Here is a 22,771-nt window from a genome sequence, read left to right as displayed (position 1 = left end):
CCTGGGCCACCCCTTTCACCTTCCGAACCGACGCCACACCGAATGAGAGGAGCCCCCACCGTGGGAGCCACCAAGGAGACCACCGACAAGACGTTCGACCAGGACGTCCTGATGAACGACAAGCCCGTGCTGGTGGACTTCTGGGCACCCTGGTGCGGCCCCTGCCGCGCGGTCGCCCCGGTGCTGGAGGAGCTCGCCAACGAGCACGCCGGCAAGATCGAGGTCGTCAAGCTCAACACCGACGAGAACCCCGAGATCACCGGCCGCTACGGCATCACCGGCATCCCGACCCTGAACGTCTACGTCAAGGGCGAGGTCGTCAAGACCCTGGTCGGTGCTCTCCCCAAGCCGAAGCTGGTGCGCGAGCTGGCCGACTACCTCGGCTGAGCACCGCCGCACCCACGTATGCCGGCCGCCCCACCCGGGGCGGCCGGCATCGTCGTGCCAGGTGGGTTTCGCGTGGTTGGCCCGCCCGCCCGCCCTCGCCTAGGCTCTTCCCGTTTCCGTCGCCCACCGTTCGTGGGGCGCCCCTTGTCCAGGAGGCTTCGTGTCCAGCAGCAACAACGGTCTGCTCCGTCGTGGCAGCCGTGGGCCTGCCGTGGCCGACGTGCGCCGCCGCCTCGTGGCGTTGTCGCAGACCCACGTGGCCGACAGGTCCAGCCTCGACGGGCCCGAGGTCGACCACGAGCTGTACGACGAGGCACTCGAGCGGGCCGTGCGCGACTTCCAGCAGCGCCAGGGCCTGATCGTCGACGGCATCGTCGGTCCGGAGACGTTCTCGGCCATCGACGGCGCGCGGTGGACCCTGGGCGACCGGATCCTGCTGCACACCCCCGGCCACCTGCAGCACGGTGAGGACGTCGCCGCCCTGCAGGAGCGCCTCAACACGCTCGGCTTCGCCGCCGGGAGGGTCGACGGGCGGTTCGGCCAGACCACGGAGCAGGCGGTCCGCGCCTTCCAGCGCGCCTACGGCCTGCCCGCCGACGGGTCCGTGGGGCCCGACACCCTCCGCGCCTTCGCCGACCTGCGCCGCAGCGTCTCGGGCGGGTCGGCCACCGTGCTGCGCGAGCAGGAACGCGTCCGCCGCTCCGGGCACAGCCTCAGTGGGCGGACCGTGGTGCTCGACCCCGGGCACGGCGGCGACGACCCCGGCGCCACCCGCAACGGGCTCCGCGAGGCCGACCTCGTGCTCGACCTCGCCCGGCGCATCGAGGGGCGACTGACGGCCATCGGCGTCTCCGTGGTCTACACCCGCACCGAGAGCACCTGCCCGAGCGACGAGGAGCGGGCCGCCCTCGCCAACCGCGCCGAGGCCGACGTGCTGCTCTCGCTGCACTGCGACTCCCACGACCACGTGGACGCCAGTGGTGTCGCGAGCTTCTTCTTCGGACGCGACCGCCGCACCGCGTGGTCCGCCGTGGGTGAGCATCTCGCCGACCTCCTCCAGCGGGAGATCGTGGCCCGCACCGGGCTGGCCAACTGCCGCTCGCACGGGCGGTCGTGGCGCCTCCTGCAGCAGACCATCATGCCCGCCGTCCGGCTCGAGGCCGGCTACCTCTCGCACCCGGAGGATGCCGCGCGCCTCGCCGACCCGGCGTTCCGCGACACCCTTGCCGAGGCAGTCCTCGTCAGCCTGCAGCGCATGTACCTCGGCGAGGACGACACCAACGCGACGGGTGTGCTGCGACTCGGTGACCTGCGGGCCTACCTGGCCTCGGGCGGGGGTGCCTGAGCGGAGCATCTCCACGGCTCCTCGGAGAACACCAGAGGGCCCTTGCATCTCAGTCATGAGATGCAAGGGCCCTCTTCTTGGGCTCATCGCCGCACTTTAGTCCACAATTTGTGGGACTTCATGCTTTTCGTGCTATCAGGCTGCGCCGCGAGGGTCGATGCCCAGGAGGTCGACGATCCGGTTCAGGTCCTCGACGGAGGCGAACTCCACGGTGAGCTTTCCCTTGCGCTGGCCGAGGGCGATGTTGACCCGGGTGTCGAACCGGTCGGACAGGCGAGCGGCGAGGTCGTCGAGCTGGGGGTGACGGCTGCCCGCACGCGGACGCCGCGGCTTGGCCCGCTCCTGGTCGCCCCCGAGCGCGACGATCTCCTCGACGCTGCGCACCGAGAGGCCCTCGGCCACGATCCGCTGTGCCAGTCGCTCCATCGCCGCCGCGTCCTCGAGGGCCAGCAGGGCGCGGGCGTGCCCGGCGCTCAGCACCCCGGCCGCGACCCGGCGGGCCACCAGCGGGGGGAGCTTGAGCAGCCGGAGGGTGTTGGAGATCTGCGGCCGGGAGCGGCCGATCCGACCGGCCAGCTCGTCGTGGGTGCAGCCGAAGTCCTCGAGCAGCTGCGAGTAGGCCGCGGCCTCCTCGAGCGCGTTCAGCTGGCTGCGGTGGAGGTTCTCGAGCAGGGCGTCGCGCAGGAGGTCGTCGTCCTCGGTCTCCTTGACGATCGCGGGGACCGTCTCCAGACCGGCCTCCTGGGTGGCCCGCCATCGGCGCTCACCCATGATGAGCTCGAAGCGGACCCCGTCCTCGCCATCGCTGACCGGGCGCACCACGATCGGCTGCAGAACCCCGATCTCGCGGATGCTGTGCACGAGCTCGCCCATGTCGTCCTCGTCGAAGACGCTGCGCGGCTGCTTGGGGTTGGGCCGGATGGCAGTGACCGGCACCTCGGCGTAGGTCGCGCCCGGCACCGGTGCCAGGCCTTCACCATCGGTGGACGCATCGCTCGAGGGCTCGCCCAGGGCGGACCCGGAGCCTTCGCCGTTCAGGGATCCCCCGTCGGACCGCTCCGAGCCGGCTCCCTGACCGGAGGACGCGCGCGTGTCAGCGCCATCGACCTCGCTCGACTGTCCCGGCGTGCCCCGGAGCTCCGTGGTGACCAGGTGGTCTGCCACCTGGGGCGGCTCCGTCCCCTCGGCCGGCGGGGCCAGCACGGTCGAGCGCGCCTGCACCGCAGCGCTGTTGTCCTTGAAGAACACGTCGACCGGCCGCGCAGCCCCCTCTCCTGCCGGGGTGGAGGGGATCAGGGCGCCGAGCCCGCGCCCGAGGGCGCGACGCTTCTCGCTCATCTGCTGGCCTTTCTTGTCCTGTGCCGGGGGCGTGCTGGAGGTGCTGGTGCTCATGAGGCTCGCGCGCTCACGCCGCGGTCCGCGAGTTCGCTTGCGGCCTCGAGGTAGGAGAGGGCGCCGCTGCTGTTGGGGTCGTACGTCATGACCGTCTGGCCATGGCTGGGCGCCTCGGAGATACGGACCGAGCGCGGCACGGAGGTGCGCAGCACCTGCTGGGGGAAGTGCGCCCGCACCTCCTCCGCCACCTGCGCCGAGAGGCGGGTGCGACCGTCGTACATCGTCAGCAGGATCGTCGAGACGTGCAGCGTGGGGTTCAGGTGGTTCTTGATCAGCTCGATGTTCTTGAGCAGCTGCGAGAGGCCCTCGAGCGCGTAGTACTCACACTGGATGGGGATGAACACCTCGTCCGCCGCCACGAAGGCGTTCACCGTGAGCAGGCCCAGGCTCGGGGGGCAGTCGACGAACACGTAGTCCGGAACCGCGTGGCCCAGCTCGTCGGCCGACGCGATGTACGCAGCGATCGCCTTCTGCAGGCGCGTCTCGCGGGCCACCATCGACACGAGCTCGATCTCGGCGCCGGCGAGGTCGATCGTGGCCGGCGCACAGAACAGGCCCGAGACGTCCGGGCACTCCTGCACGACCTCAGAGATCGGGGTCCCGTCGACGAGCACGTCGTAGATGCTCGGCACCTCGGCGTGGTGCTCGATACCCAGCGCCGTGCTGGCGTTGCCCTGCGGGTCGATGTCGATGACCAGCACGGTGAGCCCGGCCTGGGCCAGCGCCGCGGCGACGTTGACCGTGGTGGTCGTCTTGCCCACGCCGCCCTTCTGGTTCGCCACCGTCATGACCCGGGTCATGGTCGGCTTGGGGAAGACTCGCCCACTCAGGGCGATCCGCTTGCGGGCGTCCTCCGCCACCGCTTGGGCCAACGGAGTGTCAGCACCGGCCGCGGGAAGGGCTGAGGCGAGCTCGGTGCGCTCATCCGTTTCACGTGAAACGACTGCAGCCAGTGCCTCTTCCGCGGCCAGTGCGTCCCCCTGGTGGTGGATGTCAGGAGTGGCGACAGCCGTGGTCTCCCTGTCGTGCACGTGAGTGCCAGCTCCGTCGCTGCCAGCAATCTCCGCGTCAGCGTCGGTTTCACGTGAAACCGTGGCCAGCGGCTCCATGGCCGCTGCGGGCGCTGCGAGCGCGGTGACCCCTCCCGGCTCTACGGCCCCTCCGGCCTCCGCGGCCGGTGCGGGCTCCGCCTGATCGGGTTCCGCGGCCTGGGGCTCCCGGGACTGTGCGGTTGCGGCGGATGCCGTCGCTTCGAGGTGCATCGCGTCTCCCCTCTCACGGTCACCCTCAATGCCCTCGGCATGGGGCCCGTTGTGACTCACCGGGGCCGACACGAAGACGGTTTCACGTGAAACACGGTCTTCCTCGGGCCAGCCCAGGGGGGCGGTAGTGGAGCCGACGAGTCCGGGCCAACCGAGGCCTCGTTCGAGCTGCCGCGCTTCTGTCACTCCGTCACCTCGTCGCACATGGGGTTCATCCAACCGTACGAGGGACCGGGCTCCAAACCGGGGAGGTCAGCTCTCGGTGTGCCGTGTCCGACGGGTCTCGCGGACCGCGTCTCCTGCCTTCTTCGAGCGGGCCGAGGGTCGCTTCTTTGCCTTCCTCGGGCCACGCGACGCCCCGTGGGTGTTCGCGCCCACCGTGAGCTCCATGGTCACGGTCGGCACCTCGAGGAGCCCGGCCCCATAGGTACGAATGTCGGCGTGCACCATCCCCAGCTTGGTCAGCACCTCCCGCTCCTCCGCGAGCTCCTGAGCGGCCTGGTCTCCCTTGAGGGCGACGAGGACCCCGCCGGGCTCCAGCAGCGGGAAAGTCCAGCGGGCGAGCTTGTCGATCCGCGCGACCGCCCGGGCCGTCGCGTAGGGAGAGCTGAGGCGGCCGCGAAACTCCTCCGCCCGACCACGGTGCACCGTGCAGTTTTCGAGACCGAGGGTTTCGACCGTCGCACTGAGCCAGTTCGTGCGGCGCAGCATCGGCTCAACGAGGTGAATCTGCAGATCTGGACGGGCCACCGCAAGAGCCAGCCCGGGGAGCCCGGCGCCGGAGCCCACGTCGATCACCGTCGTCGACTGCGGGAACGCCTCGTGGGCGACGGCGCAGTTCAGGATGTGACGGTCCCACAGGCGCGGCACCTCCCGCGGCCCGATCAGGCCGTGACTGACCCCGGTGTCGGCGAGCACGGCGGCGAAGCGCTCGGCCAGCGGGAGCCGGTTGCCGAAGATGGGGGCGGCAGCAGCAGGAGCCGCCGGCAGACCTGCCGACGGCTCCTCCTGCTCGCGCTCGGTGGCGGAACGGTGCGTCATGCGCGTTTCACGTGAAACGTCAGGCCGGGAGGACCACGACGCGCCGGTGCGGCTCGGTGCCCTCGGACTCCGAGGCGAGACCGGCCGCGAGGACCTCGTCGTGCACCACCTTGCGCTCGAAGGCGCTCATCGGCGACAGGGACTTCTTCTCCCCGGAGGCGCGCACCTCGGCGACCGCCTCACGGGCGATGCCGACCAGCTCGGCCCGACGCTCGGCGCGGTGACCGGCGACGTCGAGCATCAGTCGGCTCCGCTCACCGGTCGCGGACTGCACCGCCAGGCGGGTCAGCTCCTGCAGCGCCTCGAGGACCTTGCCGTCGGGGCCGACGAGCCGGCGGGGCACGCGTCCCTCCACCGAGTCCACGATGGCGACAGCAGCGCGGTCGCCGTCCACGTCGACGTCGATGTCGCCGTCGAGGTCCGCGATGTCGAGCAGCGTCTCGAGGAAGTCGGCCGCGACCTCACCCTCGCGCTCGAGGTCCGCGACCTTGCGACGGCCGCCGCGTGCCTGGGCCGCCCCAGCCTCGCTGGCGGACTCGGTCGACTGCACGGACTCCAGCGAGTCGGCAACGTCTGCCACCGAACTCGCCGGGACCGATCCGTGCGAGTCTGCGGTGCCCTCGAGCGTGGGGGCCTGCCCGTCCTGCTCCGTGCGCGGTTCCTGGGTCTGGGGCTCGGTCTGGTCGCTCATGTTCATCTCCTGTGCAAAAGCCTGTGGAAAAGCCGGGTCTGCTGGACTGGCCGCGGGCAGCACCCGCTGCGCGCCGCGGCCGGACCTACGTCTGGTTACTTCTCGGGACTCGGTGCCGGCTTGGCCGGCGACCCGCCGCCCTGGCTCGGCCGACTCTGGCCGCCACCAGCCTTGCGCTTCTTGGACCGCTTCGGCTGCTGGCGCTGGCCGGAGGTCTTCTGCGGGGCTGTCTCGTCCGCCGGCGCCGACGTGTCCTCGAGCCCCTTGACGGTCAGCTCCTGCACCGGCTTGCCGCGCTTGGCGCGACGCTCGTGCAGCGCCTTCTCCGCCGGCGAGCCCGGCGCCGGCATACGGCGGATCACGTAGAACTGCTGGACCATCGACCAGATGTTGGTCACCGTCCAGTAGATGAGGACACCGATCGGGAAGTTGATGCCGGAGATCGCGAAGAAGATCGGCATCAGGTAGAGCAGCACCTTCTGCTGCTTGGCGAAGGGGTTGTCGAGCGCCGACGCGGGCATGTTCTTGCGCATCAGCTGGTGCTGGGTGGTGAACGTGGTCGCCGACATCAGGAGGATGAGCAGCACGGTGACGATGTAGGTGGCCGTGCTGTCGGCGCTCATGAACGTGTCGGACAGCTGTGCGCCCAGGAAGGTCGACTGCTCCGCCTGCGCGGCGACGTCCTGGGTGATCGGGCCGATCGGCTCCGTCTTCCCGGTGGCGATCGACTCCAGGCCGTTGAGCACCCGGAAGAGCCCGAAGAAGAACGGCGACTGGATGAGGATCGGCATGCACGACGAGAAGGGGTTGGTGCCGGTCCTCTTGTAGAGGTCCATGGTCTCCTGCGTCATGGCCTGACGGGAGTCCGGGTCGGTCTTGCCCTTGTACTTCGCCTGGATCTTCTGCATCTCCGGCTGGATGAGCTGCATCCGGCGCGAGGCGTGGATCTGGCGGACGAACAGCGGGATCATCGCGGCGCGCATGACCACCACGAGACCGATGATGGAGAGCACCCAGGCGGCACCCGATGCCGGGTCGAGGCCGATCGCGTCGAAGAACGAGTGCCACCCGTAGAGGATCCAGGCCACGAGCCACTCGAACGGGTAGATCAACTTGGTGAAGAAGTCCATGCTGTCCTCTGTGTGGAGGTGAGCGGTCGGCTCACCAGTGGTGCCGGGCCAGAGGCGGTATGCCGCGTGGCCGGCGAGACGTCGGGGGCTGCCGTCAGCGGGCGGCCGGGGCGGGCGGGGCGGGCGGGACGTGGTCGACGCCACCCGGTGTCCAGGGGTGGCACCTCAGCAACCTCCTGACGGCCAGCCAGGTTCCCTTCAGGGGACCGAACCGCCGGATGGCAGTGAGGGCGTACTGGGAGCACGACGGGTAGTACCGGCACGTGGGCGGGGTCATCGGCGAGATGACCCGCTGGTAGAAGAGGATGAGCCCGACCAGCGGCGCCGCGAGCACCTTCTGGAGGGTCCTCATGCCGCCCCACCTGTCGGGGAGGCGGCCGTGAGCCGCTTCAGCACTCGAGCCAGGAGCAGGTCGAGGTCACCCGCCAGTTGCTGCGAATCCGCTTGTGCCGCAGGGGGATTCGCGCGTATGACGAGGTCTGTGCCGGTGGGGACGCGGTCCAGGCGCTGGTGCACCAGGGCGCGCAGGCGGCGCTTGGTGCGGTTGCGGACCACGGCCGGACCGACCGCCTTGGAGACAACAAAACCGACCCGCGGCGGGAGACCCGCACGCGCGTCGGTCTGGTTGGCGTGAACCACGATGAGGCGGGAGCCCGATCGTGCTCCCCCTGATGCTCGGACCGCTGCCGCGAAGTCGGCGCTGTGACGCAGCCGGTGCTGCGCGGGCAGCACGTCCGGGGCCTCAGGCGGAGAGCTCGGAGCGGCCCTTGCGACGACGGGCGGCCAGGATGGCGCGACCAGCGCGGGTGCGCATGCGCAGGCGGAAACCGTGGGTCTTGGCCCGGCGGCGGTTGTTCGGCTGGAAAGTACGCTTGCTCACGTTGATCTCCGTAACTGGTCGGACCCCGGTGGTCCGCGAGTGCTTTGGCGGGGGCGGCGGCCGACGCCGGCCGCAATCGGAAGCCCGCGAAGCGAGTCACGGGCATGCGAAAACGGCCGACAAGGCCTCGCCTACGGTACGCGAGCGCCGGTGACAGGGTCAAACCAGCACCTCTCGTTCCACCAGCGCGGGCGAATACCAGCGGAAAGCGACGAAACGCCCGAGGACACGCCGGCCCACTGCAAAATTTCCGTGCTCAACCGGATCCAATTTGGGCGATGAGGTTGCTCGTCTCGCTCCCGGGTTGTTAGCGTCCCCGTCGGCGCCCCGACTGACGTCACCCACAGATTGTGGAAAAGCATGTGGACAGCCCACAATGGCGAGTCAGTGGCCAGACCGAGACCGCGAGACCGACCAGAGCTTCCCAGGGGTGTAACCAGTGGCTGACGCCGATCTGAACTACGGTCAGGTCTGGCAGAACACCCTCTCGGCGCTCGATGCGGACGGCATCCCCGCCCAGCAGCGCGCCTTCCTCAGCCTCGCCCGCCTGGTGGGTCTGCTCGACGGCACCGCCCTGCTGGCCGTGCCCAACGAGTTCACCAAGGACGTCGTCGAGACCCGGGTCCGCGAGCAGGTCACCCGGGCCCTGTCCTCCCAGCTCGGCAGCGACGTGCGCCTCGCGGTGACCGTGGACTCCTCGCTGGACCTCGACCACGTCGAGCCGACGACCGGCCTGGTGCCGCAGCCGTTGACGATCGGGCAGGACCCGGTGGCCGCACCGCACCAGGCCGTGCAGTCCCTGCCCCCGAGCACGATGCCGGACCCGGAGAACCTTGCGGCCCGCCGGCCCCGGCCCGAGGACAGCATCTCGGTCACCGAGGCCGAGGCGACCCGGCTGAACCCGAAGTACACCTTCGACACCTTCGTCATCGGGGCCAGCAACCGGTTCGCCCACGCGGCGGCGGTGGCCGTGGCCGAGGCGCCGGCCAAGGCCTACAACCCGCTGTTCGTCTACGGCGAGTCCGGTCTGGGCAAGACCCACCTGCTGCACGCCATCGGCCACTACGCGCGCAACCTCTACCCCCACGTCAAGGTGCGCTACGTGAACTCCGAGGAGTTCACCAACGACTTCATCAACAGCATCCGCGATGACAAGGCGAGCAACTTCCAGCGCCGCTACCGCGACGTCGACGTGCTGCTCATCGACGACATCCAGTTCCTCCAGGGCAAGGTCCAGACCCAGGAGGAGTTCTTCCACACCTTCAACACGCTGCACAACGCCAACAAGCAGGTGGTCATCACCAGCGACCTGCCCCCGAAGCTGCTCTCCGGCTTCGAGGAGCGCATGCGCAGCCGCTTCGAGTGGGGCCTGCTCACCGACGTCCAGCCCCCCGACCTCGAGACCCGCATCGCGATCCTGCGCAAGAAGGCGATCCAGGAGCGGATGAGCGCGCCGGACGAGGTGCTCGAGTTCATCGCCTCGCGCATCTCGACCAACATCCGCGAGCTCGAGGGCGCCCTCATCCGGGTGACCGCCTTCGCCAGCCTCAACCGCCAGAGCGTCGACATGGGCCTGGCCGAGATCGTGCTCAAGGACCTCATCCCCAACGAGCAGGGCAGCCAGATCACCAGCGCGACGATCATGGCGCAGACCGCGGCCTACTTCGGCCTCAGCATCGACGACCTGTGCGGCTCCTCCCGCTCCCGCGTGCTGGTCACCGCCCGGCAGATCGCGATGTACCTCTGCCGCGAGCTGACCGACCTGTCGCTGCCGAAGATCGGCCAGCAGTTCGGCGGCCGCGACCACACCACGGTGATGCACGCCGACCGCAAGATCCGCGAGCTCATGGGCGAGCGGCGCGCGATCTACAACCAGGTCACCGAGCTGACCAACCGCATCAAGCAGCAGTCCCGCTGAGGTAGGCGACCGTCTCCTTGAGGGTCTGCTCCCACGGCGTGGGCTGCAGGCCGAACACCGCCGAGGTGTGCGACGCATCGAGCACGAACGGCCGCTCGAACTGGTGCCGGGTCTCGTGCAGCTCGCGCAGGAACGGCACCACGGCGCCGAGCCCCGTGACCACACCGCGCGGTATGCCGTGCACGGACACCCGATCCCGGCCCACCAGCGCCGCCACCTCGGTGGCGACCTGGCGCATGCTCCGCGCCGGAGCGCTTGGCACGTGCCACGCCTCTCCCCACGAGCGGTCGTCTGTGGCCAACGGCGCCGCCAGGCGGGCGGTGTCCCGCACGTCGGTCCAGGTGTGGGGCGCATCGGGCCGCCCGACGAGCAACCACGCCGGCCGCCCCCGCAGGACGGGCCGGACCACCAGCTCGTGCAGCATGCTCATCCGGGCGCCGATGCCCGGGCCGGTGTAGTCGGAGGCGCGCAGCTCGGTGACCCGCACGCGTCCGGACTGGTGCGCCTCGAGGGCCTCCTGCCACATGCGCGCCCGCAGCTCGCCCTTGCGACCGTTGGGCCGGAGCGGGGTCGTCTCGGTCATCGGCCCGTCGACCACGCCGTGGCCGTAGAGGTTGCTGACCGTGACCAGCCCGGCGCCGGTGCGCTCGGCGGCGCCGAGGGCGGCCGCGGCCAGCGGCGGCCAGTCCTTCTCCCAGGTCGTGTACTTCGGGGGGTTCAGCGCGTTCACGATGGCCGAGGCGCCGGTGGCCAGGGCGGTCAGGCGGTCGACGTCGCCCGCGTCGGCGGCGACGGCGATGACGCCCGCCACCTGCGGGCCGCGCCCCGACCTAGACACGACCTGCACCTCGTGACCGGCGCCGGCGAGCTCGCGCGCCGTCCCCTGCCCGACTGCCCCTGCCCCCAGAACCACGAACCGACCCATGACATCCTCCAAATGTGAACACTGTTCTCTCTTTTCCCAGTGAACCGCACTCGGCCAGAAAAAGCAAGAACACTGTTCGCACTTTGGCACTGGGTCTGGCATTCTGAGGCGATGGCACGAGTCGACGGCATACGGGCGCGGAACCGGGCTGCGACCGAGGAGGAGATCCTGCGGGTCGCCCGGGTTGAGCTGCGCCGGCACGGCGCGGCGGCCCTGTCCGTGCGCGCCGTGGCTCGCGAGATGGGGATGGCCCCTTCCGCCCTCTACCGCTACATCAAGGACCGCGACGACCTGCTCACCCTGCTCATCGTCGCTGCGTACACCTCGCTGGGCGCCGAGGTGCAGGCGGCCCACGACGCCGTGGAGCCCGCCGACCTCGACGGCAGGTGGCGGGCGGTCGGCCACGGCCTGCGCGACTGGGCCAGGGCGCACCCGCACGAGTACGCCCTGGTCTACGGCTCACCGGTGCCGGACTACCGGGCCCCGGCCGAGCAGACCAACGAGCCCGGCACCCGGGTCCAGGCGCTCCTCGTGAGGCTGCTGGCCGACGCGCGGCGCGAGGGCCGGCTCAGCGACGCGGCCGCGACCTTCGCCCCGGGGTCGGGGCAGCTCGCCGACGCGGCCGCCGGGCACCTGCTCGACGACCCGTTCTTCGCCGGAGTGGACCTCGACGGCAGGGCGCTGATGGCCGGGTTGGCCGCCTGGACGCTGCTCCTGGGAACGGTGACGACCGAGCTCTTCGAGCAGATGGGCGACACGATCGCCGATCCGGACGCCTATTTCGCCTACATGCTCGACGTCGCCGGCCGGCTGGTCCTCAGCCCCGCACCGACGACTGTCCACAGCTGAGCTCTCCACAGGGTTGTCCACACATGTGGGCAGCGCGTGACCTGGCCGTGATCCGCGCAAGGGTGCAGGTGGACGTCCCAAAGGTGTCATTCGCCCCGGTTTGGCCGGTGGTCCACACTTGGGGAAAACCCTGTGGAGAGATGTGGCTGACCACAGGGAGACCCCCAGCTTGTCCACAGGCGGAGGGGTCGCTGACGGGGCTGTGCACAGCGCGTGGACGGGACGTGGACGCCGGGAGGCCAGGCTGGGGACGACTGCCCACACCGTGTGGATGCCCTGTGGACAACCAGATTCCGTCCACAGCCTCGGTGCCGCCGTGTGCAGCCCGGTCCACGAGCGGTGCACATGGCCATCGCCGCGCTGGCCTGCGCAAACGCGGCTTCTCCACAGGATCCACACCGCCTATGGAGAAGATGAGATCCATCCATCACTCATCCCGCCCCGAGTACCTGGGTGCGACCGACCCGTGCTGCCGAGGCATGGGAAGAACCGGACGAACCACAAGAAGCCGGCTTCCCCGAACCGGGTTTGCAGCCACCCCCGGGGGCACTAGGGTCAGTGCCCCCACCACAATGTGCTTCCGACGAACAGTGGTGTGGTCACACGCGTGTCTGCAGTCCTGAAGGGCGGGTTTCCAAGGTGAAGTTCCGGGTCGAACGTGAGGTCCTCGCCGATGCCGTGACCTGGGTGGCTCGGGGCCTGCCTGCCCGCCCGCCCGTGCCCGTGCTGGCTGGCGTGCTCATCGAGGCCAACGAGGAGGGCAGCCTCACCCTGTCGGCGTTCGACTACGAGGTCTCGGCCAAGGTCACCGTGCCCGCCGAGGTGTCCGAGCCCGGCCGGGTGCTCGTGCTCGGACGCCTCCTGGCCGAGATCTCGCGCAACCTGCCCAACCGCCCCATCGACGTCACCACCGAGGGCAACAAGGTCGCCGTCACCTGTGGCTCGTCGCGGTTCAGCCTGCTCATGATGCCGTCGGAGGACTACCCCACCCTGCCGACCTCGCCCGCCCCGACCGGCACCATCGCCGGCGACGTCTTCACCAAGGCGGTCGCCCAGGTCTCCATCGCGGCCGACCGCGGTGACACCCTGCCCATCCTCACCGGCGTCCGGGTCGAGATCGACGGCGAGAAGATGACACTGCTCGCCACCGACCGCTACCGCCTGGCGATGCGCGAGCTCACCTGGAACCCCGAGGCCACCGACGCCAACCACGTCGCGCTGATCCCGGCCCGCACCCTCTCCGAGACCGCCAAGGCCCTCGGGGCGGCGGGCTCCATCGAGGTGGCGCTCGGCGGCTCGGCCGGCGGCGACGGGCTGGTGGGCTTCGAGGCCGGGCAGCGCCGCACCACCACCCGGCTGCTCGACGGCGAGTACCCCAAGGTCACCTCCATCTTCCCGACCAGTGTCGACACCGAGGCCGTCGTCAGGACCGCCGAGCTCGTCGAGGCGGTCAAGCGTGTCTCCCTCGTGGCCGAGCGCAACACCCCGGTGCGGCTGCGGTTCACCGAGGGCCAGGTCGCCATCGAGGCGGGTACCGGTGACGACGCCCAGGCGTCCGAGGCGGTCGAGGCGACGCTGACCGGTCCCGAGATCGAGATCGCGTTCAACCCCCAGTTCCTGCTCGACGGCCTCGGGGTCGTGGGCACCGAGTTCTCGCGGCTGTCCTTCACCCAGTCGTCCCGCCCGGCGGTCCTCTCCGGCCAGGCCGAGCTCGAGGGCGAGGCCGACACCTCGTACCGCTACGTGCTCATGCCCGTGCGCTTCGCGAGCTGACCCGCCCCGGGCGTAGCCTTGAGCGCCACGCGCCCGCGGCGACGGTATGCCGTGCGGCGCGCACGCGGCACACCGCACCACCAACGACGAAGGGCTTCCTCACCATGCAGCTGGGTCTGATCGGTCTGGGCAAGATGGGTGGCAACATGCGCGAGCGGCTGCGCCGCGCCGGCCACGAGGTCATCGGCTTCGACCGCAACCCCGACGTCTCGGACGTTCGGAGCATGGCGGCCATGGTCAAGAAGCTCGAGGCGCCCCGTGTCGTCTGGGTGATGGTGCCCTCGGGTGACCCCACCCGCGAGACGGTGGCCAAGCTCGCCGACCTGCTCGACACGGGCGACCTCGTGATCGACGGCGGCAACAGCCGGTTCACCGACGACTTCGAGAACGAGAAGCTGCTCAAGGCCAAGGGCATCGGCTACCTCGACTGTGGCGTCTCCGGTGGCATCTGGGGCCTGGAGAACGGCTACGGCCTCATGGTCGGCGGCACCGCGGCCAACGTGCGGCGGGCCATGCCGATCTTCGACGCCCTGCGCCCCGAGGGCCCCCGGGAGGAGGGCTTCGTCCACGCCGGCAAGGTGGGTGCCGGCCACTACTGCAAGATGGTGCACAACGGCATCGAGTACGGGCTGATGGCCGCCTACGCCGAGGGCTACGAGCTGCTCGAGGCCAAGGACATCGTCACCGACGTGCCAGGTGCCTTCAAGGCCTGGACCCGGGGCACCGTCGTGCGCTCCTGGCTGCTCGACCTGCTGGTCAAGGCCCTGGAGGAGGACGCCCACCTCGAGGACGTCTCCGGCTACACCGCAGACTCCGGCGAGGGCCGCTGGACCGTCGAGGAGGCCATCGCCAACTCGGTGCCGATGCCGGTCATCTCCGCCTCCCTGTTCGCGCGGTTCGCCTCGCGCCAGGACGAGTCGCCCACCATGAAGGCCGTCGCCGCGCTGCGCGGCCAGTTCGGCGGGCACGAGGTCATGGGCGTCGAGGAGGGCAAGGCCCTGCGTCGGGGCGAGGCGCCCAAGGGCGTCAAGGAGACCCGCACCAAGACGCGCAAGGCCGAGCAGCCCACCAAGAGCGCGAAGAAGGCGGCCGCCAAGGGCCGAGCTGCCGCCAAGGCCGGGCCCTCGTCGGGCACCGGCGAGACCTCCTGAGCCCGGCCGCCACCGTGCCGCCGCTCCCGCCGTGCGCCTGACCGCCGCCTGACCCGTGTACGTCCGCCACCTGTCCGTCTCGAACTTCCGCAGCTACGAGACCGCCGAGCTGCCGCTCGAGCCCGGCGTGACCACGCTGGTCGGCCTCAACGGGCAGGGCAAGACCAACCTGGTCGAGGCCATCGGCTACCTCGCGACGCTCTCGAGCCACCGGGTGGCGACCGACGCACCGCTGGTGCGGTTCGGCGCCGACCAGGCGGTGATCCGCGGGGTCGTGGTCCGCGACGGCCGCGAGACGCTCATCGAGCTCGAGCTCAACCCCGGCCGGGCCAACCGGGCACGCCTCGGGCGGTCGCCGATGCAGCGTCCCCGCGAGGCGCTCGGCACGCTGCGCACGGTGCTCTTCGCCCCCGAGGACCTCGCGCTCGTCAAGGGCGACCCCTCGGAGCGCCGGAAGTTCCTCGACGAGCTGCTCGTCGCCCGCCAGCCCCGCTGGGCCGGGGTGCGCTCGGACTACGACAAGGTGCTCAAGCAGCGCAACGCCCTGCTGAAGTCGGCGGCGCCCGTGCTGCGCAAGGGATCCCGCCACCGGCCCCGTCCCGGGGAGGAGCCGGCCGACGAGGCGCGCGCCTCGGCACTGCACACCCTCGACATCTGGAACGAGCACCTCGCGAGCGTTGGCTCGCAGCTGCTCTACGCCCGGCTGCGGCTGCTGCGCGACCTCGGGCCCTACCTCACCAAGGCCTACGACGAGGTCAGCGCCGGCCAGTCCGACGCCAAGGTCTCCTACCGCTCGAGCCTGCGCGAGGAGGTCGCCGCCGCGATCGCCGTCGGCGACGTGCCCGAGATCGAGCAGCTGCGCACCGAGATGCTCGCCGCCCTCGACGAGGCGCGGCCGCGCGAGGTCGAGCGCGGCGTCTCCCTCGTCGGCCCGCACCGCGACGACGTCCTGCTCACCCTGGGCCAGCTGCCCGCCAAGGGCTATGCCAGCCACGGCGAGTCGTGGTCGTTCGCGCTGGGACTCAAGCTCGCGGCATACCAGCTGCTGCGCCACGACCTCGGGGAGGACCCGGTGCTGGTGCTCGACGACGTCTTCGCCGAGCTCGACACCGGCCGGCGCGAGCGGCTCGCCGCGATGATCGGCGACTGCGAGCAGGTGCTCATCACCGCGGCGGTGGCCGCGGACGTGCCCGCCTCGCTCAGCGGGCAGACGTATGCCGTGAGCCTGGGCGAGGTGAGCCCGCGTGAGTGACGAGCTGCTCCAGCCCGAGACCGAGCCCCCCGCGCCCCACCACGAGGACGAGCGGGTCGACGACGCGGCGGCCGCGGCGCTCGCTCGGGCACGGGCGGCCGCGAAGGCCAAAGGTCTGCGGCCGGGGCTGAAGCCGATGCGCCGGCGCCGTCCGGGGGTGCCGGTGAGCCCGCGGTCGCGCGACGGCCGCGACCCGCTGCTGCTCGGCGACCAGATGGACCGCCTGCTGGTCGACCGCGGCTGGCGGGTCGATGTCGCCGTCGGCTCGGTGATGGGCCGCTGGCCGCAGATCGTCGGCCCGGAGGTGGCCCAGCACTGCGCACCGGTGACCTTTGAGGACGGCGTGCTGACCGTGCGGGCCGACTCCACCGCGTGGGCCACCCAGATCCGGCTGCTGACTTCGTCGATCCTCGGCCGCCTCGAGGGCGAGGTCGGCAAGGGGACGGTGGCCGAGCTCAAGGTCGTCGGCCCCAGCGCGCCCTCGTGGTCGAAGGGACCGCGTCGGTCGCAGGGCCCTGGCCCCCGCGACACCTACGGGTAGGAGGCAGTCGTGGCGTGGGAGACGACGCACTCGCAGGGCGTCTATGAGAACCCGTGGATCCGGGTCCGGGAGGACCAGGTCGTCCGACCCGACGGCACCGATGGCGTCTACGGGGTCGTCGAGGTCCGGCAGCCGGCCGTCTTCGTGGTGGCGCTGACCGACGCCGACGAGGTCGTGCTCGTCACGGTCGACCGCCACACCACGGGCCGCTCGGTCGAGGTGCCGGCCGGGGGCACCGACGGTGAGGAACCGCTCGTCGCGGCGCGGCGTGAGCTGCTCGAGGAGACCGGCTACGGCGCGTCGGAGTGGGTGCACGTCGGGTCGATGCAGGCGCTGAACGGCATCTGCGAGGCGCCCGAGCACGTCTTCCTCGCCCGCGGCCTGAGCCTGTCCGACGCCACCGGTCACCACGAGGAGGGCATCAGCGACGTGCGCGCCGTGCCTTTCGCCGAGGTGCTCGCCATGGTGGCCCGCGGCGAGATCACCGACAGTGAGACCGTGGCCGCCCTGATGTATGCCGCCATCCACCTCGGCCGGGTGCGCTGACTCGACTGTGGCTCAGCGGCCGTCGCGAGGGGCGAAGACGGTCAGGGCCACGGCGTCGCTGTGCCGGGAGCGGACGTACTCGTCGGCCCAGTCGCGTCTGTCGGGGTAGGTCGACTCGGCGACGATGCGGGCGCAGACGGCGTCGACGTCGATGGGCGCGTGGCGCAGGCTGACCTGGCCGCCGCGCAGCAGCGCCCAGGCACCGCCGGGGCGGCCGTAGGGCATGCCGACGCTGCCGGGGTTGACCACCAGTCGGCGGTCGACGAGCCGCGCGAAGGGCATGTGGGTGTGACCGCAGACGACGGTTTGTACCGGCTCGGGGAGGTCGGCGAACACCTCGGCCCAGCGCTCGAGGCGGGTGTCGACCAGCACCACCTCGTCGTCGTCGCGCGGGCTCCCGTGGCAGAACAGCACCGGCCCGAACCCGTCGACGTCGAGGGTGACTGGGTGGGGCAGCGCGTCGAGGAGGGCAACGTGGTCGGGGCGAAGCTGGTCGGCCGCCCAGACCGACTCGGGGTGTTCGCACGACTCGCCGCGGGTGATGCCCACCAGCTCACGGTCGGCGTTGCCGCGCACGAGCACGCACCGCTCCCCCAGTGAGGTGAGCAGGTCGAGCGTCTCGACGGGCATGGGACCTGCCGCATGGTCACCGGTGACGACGACGAGGTCGGCGCCGGCCACGTCGGGTTCGGCGAGCACCGCTTCGAGCACGGGCAGCACGCCGTGGACGTCGGACAGCACAGCGACGGTGGCAGCCATGCCCGAAGGCTAGGGCGCGGGTCAAAGGGAGGTCATGCCTTTTCCTGCCCGGCTGGCGCTGTCGGTGTCGCGGCGGAGACTGGCTCCATGAGGGGAACACCAGCATCGAAGCCGAGCCGACCAGACCGTCACCAGCGCTGCTCGATCATCCCGCCCTACGTGCTCGAGGCGATCGCCGAGTCCAGTGACCCGGTGGCCGCAGCCCGGGCCGCCGAGGCACTGCAGCGTGACGCCGTCCTGCGGGCCCGCCGGCAGGGTCGGCCCGGGGTGGCGCCGGCACCCGGCCTGCCGCCGGAGGTGGCACCACCGCCGAGTGGTCCCGAGTCGCCGCAGCGGGTGGTCTCCGACGCCGCCAACGGCGAACGGCTCCCGGGCACGGTGCTGCGCCGCGAGGGTGAGCCGAAGACCGGGGACGTCGCGGCCGACGAGGCCTACGACGGACTCGGCGCGACCTGGGAGCTGTTCGCCGCGGCCTACGGGCACAACTCCCTCGACGGGCTGGGGACGCCGATGCTGGCCACCGTCCACTACGGCCGCGACTACGCGAACGCCTTCTGGGACGGCACGCAGATGGTGTTCGGTGACGGCGACGGCCGCTACTTCCGCCGCTTCACCGCCAGCCTCGACGTCATCGGCCACGAGCTCGCGCACGGGGTCACCGAGCTGACGGCCGGCCTGACCTACCGCGGACAGCCCGGAGCACTCAACGAGAGCGTCTCCGACGTGTTCGGGTCCCTCGTGCGCCAGCGGCTGCTCGGCCAGCGCGCCGACGAGGCCGACTGGCTCATCGGCGCCGACCTGTTCACCGACGCCGTGCAGGGCGTGGCGCTGCGGTCGATGGCCGCGCCCGGCACCGCCTACGACGACCCCGTGCTCGGCCGCGACCCCCAGCCCGCCCACATGGACGACTTCGTCGTCACCCGCGACGACAACGGCGGGGTGCACATCAACTCAGGCATCCCCAACCGCGCCTTCCACCTCGCGGCCACCGCGGTGGGCGGCTACGCCTGGGAGACCGTGGGCCGCACCTGGTATGCCGTGCTGACCGGACCCGGGATCCGCGCGGACTGCGACTTCGCCACCTTCGCCACCCTGACGGTGCAGGCGGCTCGCGCCGAGCACGGCACCGAGTCGGCGCTCGCGCGGGCCGTCGAGTCCGCCTGGGAGCGGGTCGGCGTGCTCGGAGGCGCCACCGGCTCACCCGAGGGCGCTCCCGGTGGGGAGGTCGCCCCCGTGGAAGGCACCGAGGTGCTGGTGCGCCGCACGGGCGGGTTCGCCGGCCTCACCCGGGAGCGGGCCGTGCGCCTCGCCGAGCTGCCGCGCGACGACGCCGACCAGTGGGCCCACCTGCTCGCGGACCGCCGGCTGTCGGCCTTCGCCAACGGGCCGGCCCGGCCCGACGCGTACTGCTACGAGGTGCGCTGCGACGCGCCCCCGACGCAGGTGAGCCTGCCCGAGCCCCGCCTGCCCGAGGAGGTGCGGGGGCTGTTGGAACGGACCCTCGCCGGCACTGACGGCTGATGCGTCTACTCGATGGGGCGCAGCGTCTTCACGACCCGCGTGCCCAGGCGCTTGGCCTCGGACGCCGAGAAGGAGGTCACGTTGATCGACACCACGGTCTCGGGAGTCTCGAGGTAGAAGGCCTCGCCGTGCTGGTTCGCCCAGGTCGACCCGAGCCGGTAGACGGCGTGCACCGCTGGGCCGGCTGGGGTCTCGATGCGCCTGACCCTGCTGACCGTGCCGCCGAGCAGGTCGGCAGTGTCGCGACGGATGAGCGACGCCGAGGGCAGCTCCCCCAGCGGCGTGCGGGTCACCACGATGCTCGCCGGCATCCCGTCGTCGCCGGCCCCCACCACCATGCGGTCGAGCTGGTTGAGCATGCCGTTGCGCAGCTGGGCGGGGGTCAGGCCCATCTGGCCGGCGAGCTCGTCGAGGGCGGCAGACCCCTCGAGGTAGTCCTCGGGGTCGATCTCGCGGAACAGGGTCGGGGCCGCCAGGCCTATGCCGAGGCTGTCGACCACGACCAGCCGCTCGGTCGACTCCAGCGGGGACGGGTCGGGCCACCCCGACCGGTCCGGCGCGGCGGAGGGAGTCGCGCCGGCCGACGCGTCCGGCGTCACGGTGGCCACGGGCGTCGCAGCCCCGGAGGCACCGTCCACCGGCGCCGTGGGCGTGACGGCGTCAGGCGCCGATGGCAGCTCGGTGATGGTCGGCGTCGCCATGACCCGCTCGACCACCCCGCACCCCGCGAGCCCCGTCAACGCCACCCCGGTGACGGCGACCGCCACGGCAGACCTGATGCCCCCTGCACTCCCCCGCATGGGCCAGAACGATAGGGGCCGCGTCCTGCGGGAACGCCGCGATTCGGTGAGTTCGGGCGATATGGGCCCCTTGGTGGTCCGCCAAACAGCGCCGAAATGGGGCGCTGAGGGGCCGGGGTGCGATCCCCGACATGGATCTGCCCCCAAATTTGCCTAGAAAGTGGGTTCTCGGGCCTCCTGAAGCCGTCTTCCGGCGCTCCGACCGGTAAACTCGGGGGCGATCCCGCGACCACCGTGGTCTCCACGTTGGTCGCGTGCCATGAGCGGCACCAGCGCAGGCTGCCCGCCCGCTGTCGTGCCATCTGAAGAAGGAGCACCGTGTCTGAGGCTGCCAACACGCCCATGCCCAGAGAGTCCGGTTCCGAGAGCCTGAGCGCCGCCGAGGCGGAGCAGGCCCGGGCTGCAGCGGAAGCAGAGCTCGCTGGAGCCCCCCAGGGGTCGGACTACGACGCCAGCGCCATCACCGTCCTCGAGGGCCTCGAGGCCGTGCGCAAGCGGCCCGGCATGTACATCGGCTCCACGGGCGAACGCGGCCTGCACCACCTGGTGTGGGAGATCGTCGACAACTCGGTGGACGAGGCCTTGGCCGGCTACGCCGACACCATCGACGTGACGCTGCTGGCCGACGGTGGTGTGCGCGTCTCCGACAACGGTCGTGGCATCCCCACCGGCCTGAACGAGCAGTACGGCGTGTCCACCGTCGAGCTCGTGCTCACCCAGCTCCATGCCGGCGGCAAGTTCGGTGGCGGCGGCTACAAGGTCTCCGGCGGCCTGCACGGCGTGGGCTCCTCGGTGGTCAACGCGCTCTCGACGCGACTCGACGCCGAGGTCCGTCAGCTGGGCCACGCCTGGCGCATGTCGTTCGACCACGGTGTGCCGGTCGCGCCGCTGGCCAAGGAGGAGGAGTCGGACCGCAGCGGGACGACAATCACCTTCTGGGCCAACCCCGAGATCTTCGAGACCGTCACCTACGACTTCGAGACGATCCGCGCCCGGTTCCAGCAGATGGCCTTCCTCAACAAGGGCCTGACGATCAACCTGACCGACGAGCGCGTCGCCCAGGACGCGCTGGGCAAGGACGACATCGACCTCGACAACCTCGAGGCGGAGACGGACGAGGAGACCGTCGAGGTCGACTCCGCCACCGCCGAGGCCGAGGGCGGCGCCCCGAAGAAGCAGAAGGCCAAGAAGGTCACCTACCGCTACGACAACGGCCTGGTCGACTACGTGACGCACCTGGTCGGCTCTAAGAAGTCCGAGCCGGTGCACCCCGAGATCATCTCGATCGAGTCCGAGGACACCGAGCGCCAGCTCTCCCTCGAGCTGGCCATGCAGTGGACGACCGCCTACTCCGAGTCGGTCCACACCTACGCCAACACCATCAACACCCACGAGGGCGGCACCCACGAGGAGGGCTTCCGCGCGGCGATGACCAAGCTGGTCAACGACTTCGCCCGCAAGCAGAACCTGCTCAAGGACAAGGACGAGAACCTCACCGGCGACGACATCCGCGAGGGCCTGACCGCCGTGGTGTCCGTCAAGCTCGGCGAGCCGCAGTTCGAGGGCCAGACCAAGACCAAGCTCGGCAACTCCGAGGTCAAGGGCTTCGTCCAGCGCGCGATGACCGACGAGTTCGGCCACTGGCTCGAGACCCACCCCAACGAGGGCAAGGACATCGTCCGCAAGTCGGTGCAGGCGGCGGCGGCCAGGATGGCGGCCCGCAAGGCACGTGAGGCCACCCGGCGCAAGGGCCTGCTCGAGTCCGGCGGCCTGCCGGGCAAGCTGCGTGACTGCCAGAGCAAGGACCCGAGCCTGTCCGAGGTCTTCATCGTCGAGGGTGACTCGGCAGGCGGCTCCGCCGTCCGCGGTCGAAACCCCAGCACCCAGGCGATCCTCCCGATCCGAGGCAAGATCCTCAACGTCGAGAAGGCCCGCATCGACAAGGTCCTCTCCAACAACGAGGTCCAGGCGCTCATCTCGGCGTTCGGCACCGGCATCGGCGAGGACTTCGACCTCGAGAAGGCGCGCTACCACAAGATCGTGCTCATGGCCGACGCCGACGTCGACGGCCTGCACATCCGCACGCTGCTGCTGACGCTGCTGTTCCGCTTCATGCGCCCGCTGATCGAGGCCGGCTACGTCTACCTCGCCCAGCCGCCGCTCTACCGCCTCAAGTGGAGCAACCACGCGCACGAGTTCGCCTACTCCGACCGTGAGCGCGACGCCATGGTCGCGGCCGGCCAGAGCCAGGGCTGGCGCCTGCCCAAGGACGCCGGCATCCAGCGCTACAAGGGTCTGGGCGAGATGGACTACCAGGAGCTGTGGGAGACCACCATGGACCCCGACCACCGGGTGCTGCTCCAGGTCACGCTCGACGACGCGGCGGCGGCCGACGAGATCTTCGCCATCCTCATGGGCGAGGACGTCGAGTCGCGGCGCGGCTTCATCCAGCGCAACGCCCGCGACGTGCGGTTCCTCGACATCTAGCAGAGGCCACCCCGTATGCCGGGCAGCCGGGTTCCACGTGAAACCGCGCCAGCGCGCAGAGCGCGCGCACGGCATACCCCAGCTCTTTGAAATCCGTTGAAAGACAAGGGAAATCGTG

Annotated in this window: 22 protein-coding genes; 11 read left to right on the top strand and 11 right to left on the bottom strand. The window is 70.9% G+C overall.

Features of this window, described 5'->3' with window-relative positions:
* Positions 1–60: 60 nt before the first annotated feature.
* Positions 61–387, top strand: coding sequence for a thioredoxin (trxA, locus tag P0Y31_RS03060; protein WP_091759046.1), 327 nt, complete (start codon positions 61–63; stop codon positions 385–387).
* A gap of 160 nt (positions 388–547) precedes the next feature.
* Entirely contained in the window at positions 548–1,732 is a 1,185-nt protein-coding gene (locus P0Y31_RS03055; protein WP_275866587.1) for an N-acetylmuramoyl-L-alanine amidase, read from the top strand.
* A 135-nt stretch (positions 1,733–1,867) separates the two neighbouring features.
* Here P0Y31_RS03055 and P0Y31_RS03050 read toward each other — a convergent pair whose 3' ends face one another.
* The 8 genes from P0Y31_RS03050 to rpmH all read right to left on the bottom strand — a co-directional run bounded on the left by P0Y31_RS03050 (position 1,868) and on the right by rpmH (position 8,131).
* Positions 1,868–3,070: a ParB/RepB/Spo0J family partition protein gene (locus P0Y31_RS03050; RefSeq protein ID WP_275866586.1), complete on the bottom strand. Its 1,203-nt coding sequence runs from the start codon at positions 3,068–3,070 to the stop codon at positions 1,868–1,870.
* 50 nt (positions 3,071–3,120) lie between these two features.
* Entirely contained in the window at positions 3,121–3,987 is an 867-nt protein-coding gene (locus P0Y31_RS03045; protein ID WP_275866585.1) for a ParA family protein, read from the bottom strand.
* Between the two features lie 654 nt (positions 3,988–4,641).
* A complete protein-coding gene (gene rsmG, locus P0Y31_RS03040) occupies positions 4,642–5,430 on the bottom strand; it encodes a 16S rRNA (guanine(527)-N(7))-methyltransferase RsmG (RefSeq protein WP_275866584.1) in 789 nt (262 codons plus the stop codon).
* A gap of 19 nt (positions 5,431–5,449) precedes the next feature.
* A complete protein-coding gene (locus P0Y31_RS03035) occupies positions 5,450–6,121 on the bottom strand; it encodes a R3H domain-containing nucleic acid-binding protein (protein ID WP_275866583.1) in 672 nt (223 codons plus the stop codon).
* Positions 6,122–6,216: 95 nt separating this feature from the next.
* The gene (gene yidC / locus P0Y31_RS03030) at positions 6,217–7,251 is read right to left on the bottom strand and encodes a membrane protein insertase YidC (RefSeq protein ID WP_275866582.1); all 1,035 of its coding nucleotides are present in this window, start codon (positions 7,249–7,251) and stop codon (positions 6,217–6,219) included.
* A gap of 94 nt (positions 7,252–7,345) precedes the next feature.
* A complete protein-coding gene (gene yidD / locus P0Y31_RS03025) occupies positions 7,346–7,603 on the bottom strand; it encodes a membrane protein insertion efficiency factor YidD (RefSeq protein ID WP_275866581.1) in 258 nt (85 codons plus the stop codon).
* Positions 7,600–7,983, bottom strand: coding sequence for a ribonuclease P protein component (rnpA, locus tag P0Y31_RS03020; RefSeq protein WP_275866580.1), 384 nt, complete (start codon positions 7,981–7,983; stop codon positions 7,600–7,602). The genes yidD and rnpA overlap by 4 nt, the downstream gene beginning before the upstream one ends.
* 10 nt (positions 7,984–7,993) lie before the next feature.
* On the bottom strand, positions 7,994–8,131 hold the full coding sequence (rpmH, locus tag P0Y31_RS03015; protein ID WP_013885212.1) for a 50S ribosomal protein L34: 138 nt from the start codon (positions 8,129–8,131) through the stop codon (positions 7,994–7,996).
* Between the two features lie 439 nt (positions 8,132–8,570).
* Between rpmH and dnaA the strand changes: the two genes are divergently transcribed.
* Positions 8,571–10,049, top strand: a complete 1,479-nt coding sequence (gene dnaA / locus P0Y31_RS03010; RefSeq protein WP_275866579.1) for a chromosomal replication initiator protein DnaA — start codon at positions 8,571–8,573, stop codon at positions 10,047–10,049.
* On the opposite strand, the gene P0Y31_RS03005 is transcribed toward dnaA, so the two are convergent.
* Complete coding sequence (locus P0Y31_RS03005) at positions 10,030–10,974, bottom strand: NAD-dependent epimerase/dehydratase family protein (RefSeq protein WP_275866578.1); 945 nt, start codon at positions 10,972–10,974, stop codon at positions 10,030–10,032. The two genes, dnaA and P0Y31_RS03005, sit on opposite strands and share 20 nt — an antisense overlap.
* A 111-nt stretch (positions 10,975–11,085) precedes the next feature.
* Here P0Y31_RS03005 and P0Y31_RS03000 point away from each other — a divergent pair, with 111 nt between their 5' ends.
* From P0Y31_RS03000 to P0Y31_RS02975, 6 genes are all read left to right on the top strand, one after another.
* Positions 11,086–11,823 carry a TetR/AcrR family transcriptional regulator gene (locus P0Y31_RS03000; RefSeq protein ID WP_275866577.1) on the top strand — a complete coding sequence of 246 codons (738 nt, stop codon included), beginning with the start codon at positions 11,086–11,088 and terminating at the stop codon, positions 11,821–11,823.
* 639 nt (positions 11,824–12,462) lie between these two features.
* A complete protein-coding gene (dnaN, locus tag P0Y31_RS02995) occupies positions 12,463–13,596 on the top strand; it encodes a DNA polymerase III subunit beta (RefSeq protein WP_275866576.1) in 1,134 nt (377 codons plus the stop codon).
* A 104-nt stretch (positions 13,597–13,700) separates the two neighbouring features.
* Positions 13,701–14,747 carry a phosphogluconate dehydrogenase (NAD(+)-dependent, decarboxylating) gene (gene gnd / locus P0Y31_RS02990; RefSeq protein ID WP_275866575.1) on the top strand — a complete coding sequence of 349 codons (1,047 nt, stop codon included), beginning with the start codon at positions 13,701–13,703 and terminating at the stop codon, positions 14,745–14,747.
* A gap of 55 nt (positions 14,748–14,802) precedes the next feature.
* Complete coding sequence (recF, locus tag P0Y31_RS02985) at positions 14,803–15,999, top strand: DNA replication/repair protein RecF (RefSeq protein WP_275866574.1); 1,197 nt, start codon at positions 14,803–14,805, stop codon at positions 15,997–15,999.
* Positions 16,000–16,003: 4 nt separating this feature from the next.
* On the top strand, positions 16,004–16,540 hold the full coding sequence (locus P0Y31_RS02980; RefSeq protein ID WP_275867087.1) for a DciA family protein: 537 nt from the start codon (positions 16,004–16,006) through the stop codon (positions 16,538–16,540).
* Between the two features lie 9 nt (positions 16,541–16,549).
* Positions 16,550–17,086: an NUDIX hydrolase gene (locus P0Y31_RS02975; protein WP_275866573.1), complete on the top strand. Its 537-nt coding sequence runs from the start codon at positions 16,550–16,552 to the stop codon at positions 17,084–17,086.
* A gap of 12 nt (positions 17,087–17,098) precedes the next feature.
* Here P0Y31_RS02975 and P0Y31_RS02970 read toward each other — a convergent pair whose 3' ends face one another.
* A complete protein-coding gene (locus P0Y31_RS02970) occupies positions 17,099–17,845 on the bottom strand; it encodes a metallophosphoesterase family protein (protein WP_275866572.1) in 747 nt (248 codons plus the stop codon).
* A gap of 87 nt (positions 17,846–17,932) precedes the next feature.
* Between P0Y31_RS02970 and P0Y31_RS02965 the strand changes: the two genes are divergently transcribed.
* On the top strand, positions 17,933–19,366 hold the full coding sequence (locus P0Y31_RS02965; protein WP_275866571.1) for a protealysin inhibitor emfourin: 1,434 nt from the start codon (positions 17,933–17,935) through the stop codon (positions 19,364–19,366).
* Positions 19,367–19,371: 5 nt separating this feature from the next.
* Here P0Y31_RS02965 and P0Y31_RS02960 read toward each other — a convergent pair whose 3' ends face one another.
* Positions 19,372–20,166 carry a hypothetical protein gene (locus tag P0Y31_RS02960; protein WP_275866570.1) on the bottom strand — a complete coding sequence of 265 codons (795 nt, stop codon included), beginning with the start codon at positions 20,164–20,166 and terminating at the stop codon, positions 19,372–19,374.
* Between the two features lie 318 nt (positions 20,167–20,484).
* Here P0Y31_RS02960 and gyrB point away from each other — a divergent pair, with 318 nt between their 5' ends.
* Positions 20,485–22,653, top strand: a complete 2,169-nt coding sequence (gene gyrB / locus P0Y31_RS02955; protein ID WP_275866569.1) for a DNA topoisomerase (ATP-hydrolyzing) subunit B — start codon at positions 20,485–20,487, stop codon at positions 22,651–22,653.
* Positions 22,654–22,771 lie beyond the last annotated feature (118 nt).

Source organism: Knoellia sp. 3-2P3, assembly GCF_029223115.1.
GTDB lineage: Bacteria > Actinomycetota > Actinomycetes > Actinomycetales > Dermatophilaceae > Pedococcus_A.
The sequence above is the reverse complement of the archived record's forward strand: the minus strand, read 5'-3'. Positions and strand labels throughout refer to the sequence as shown.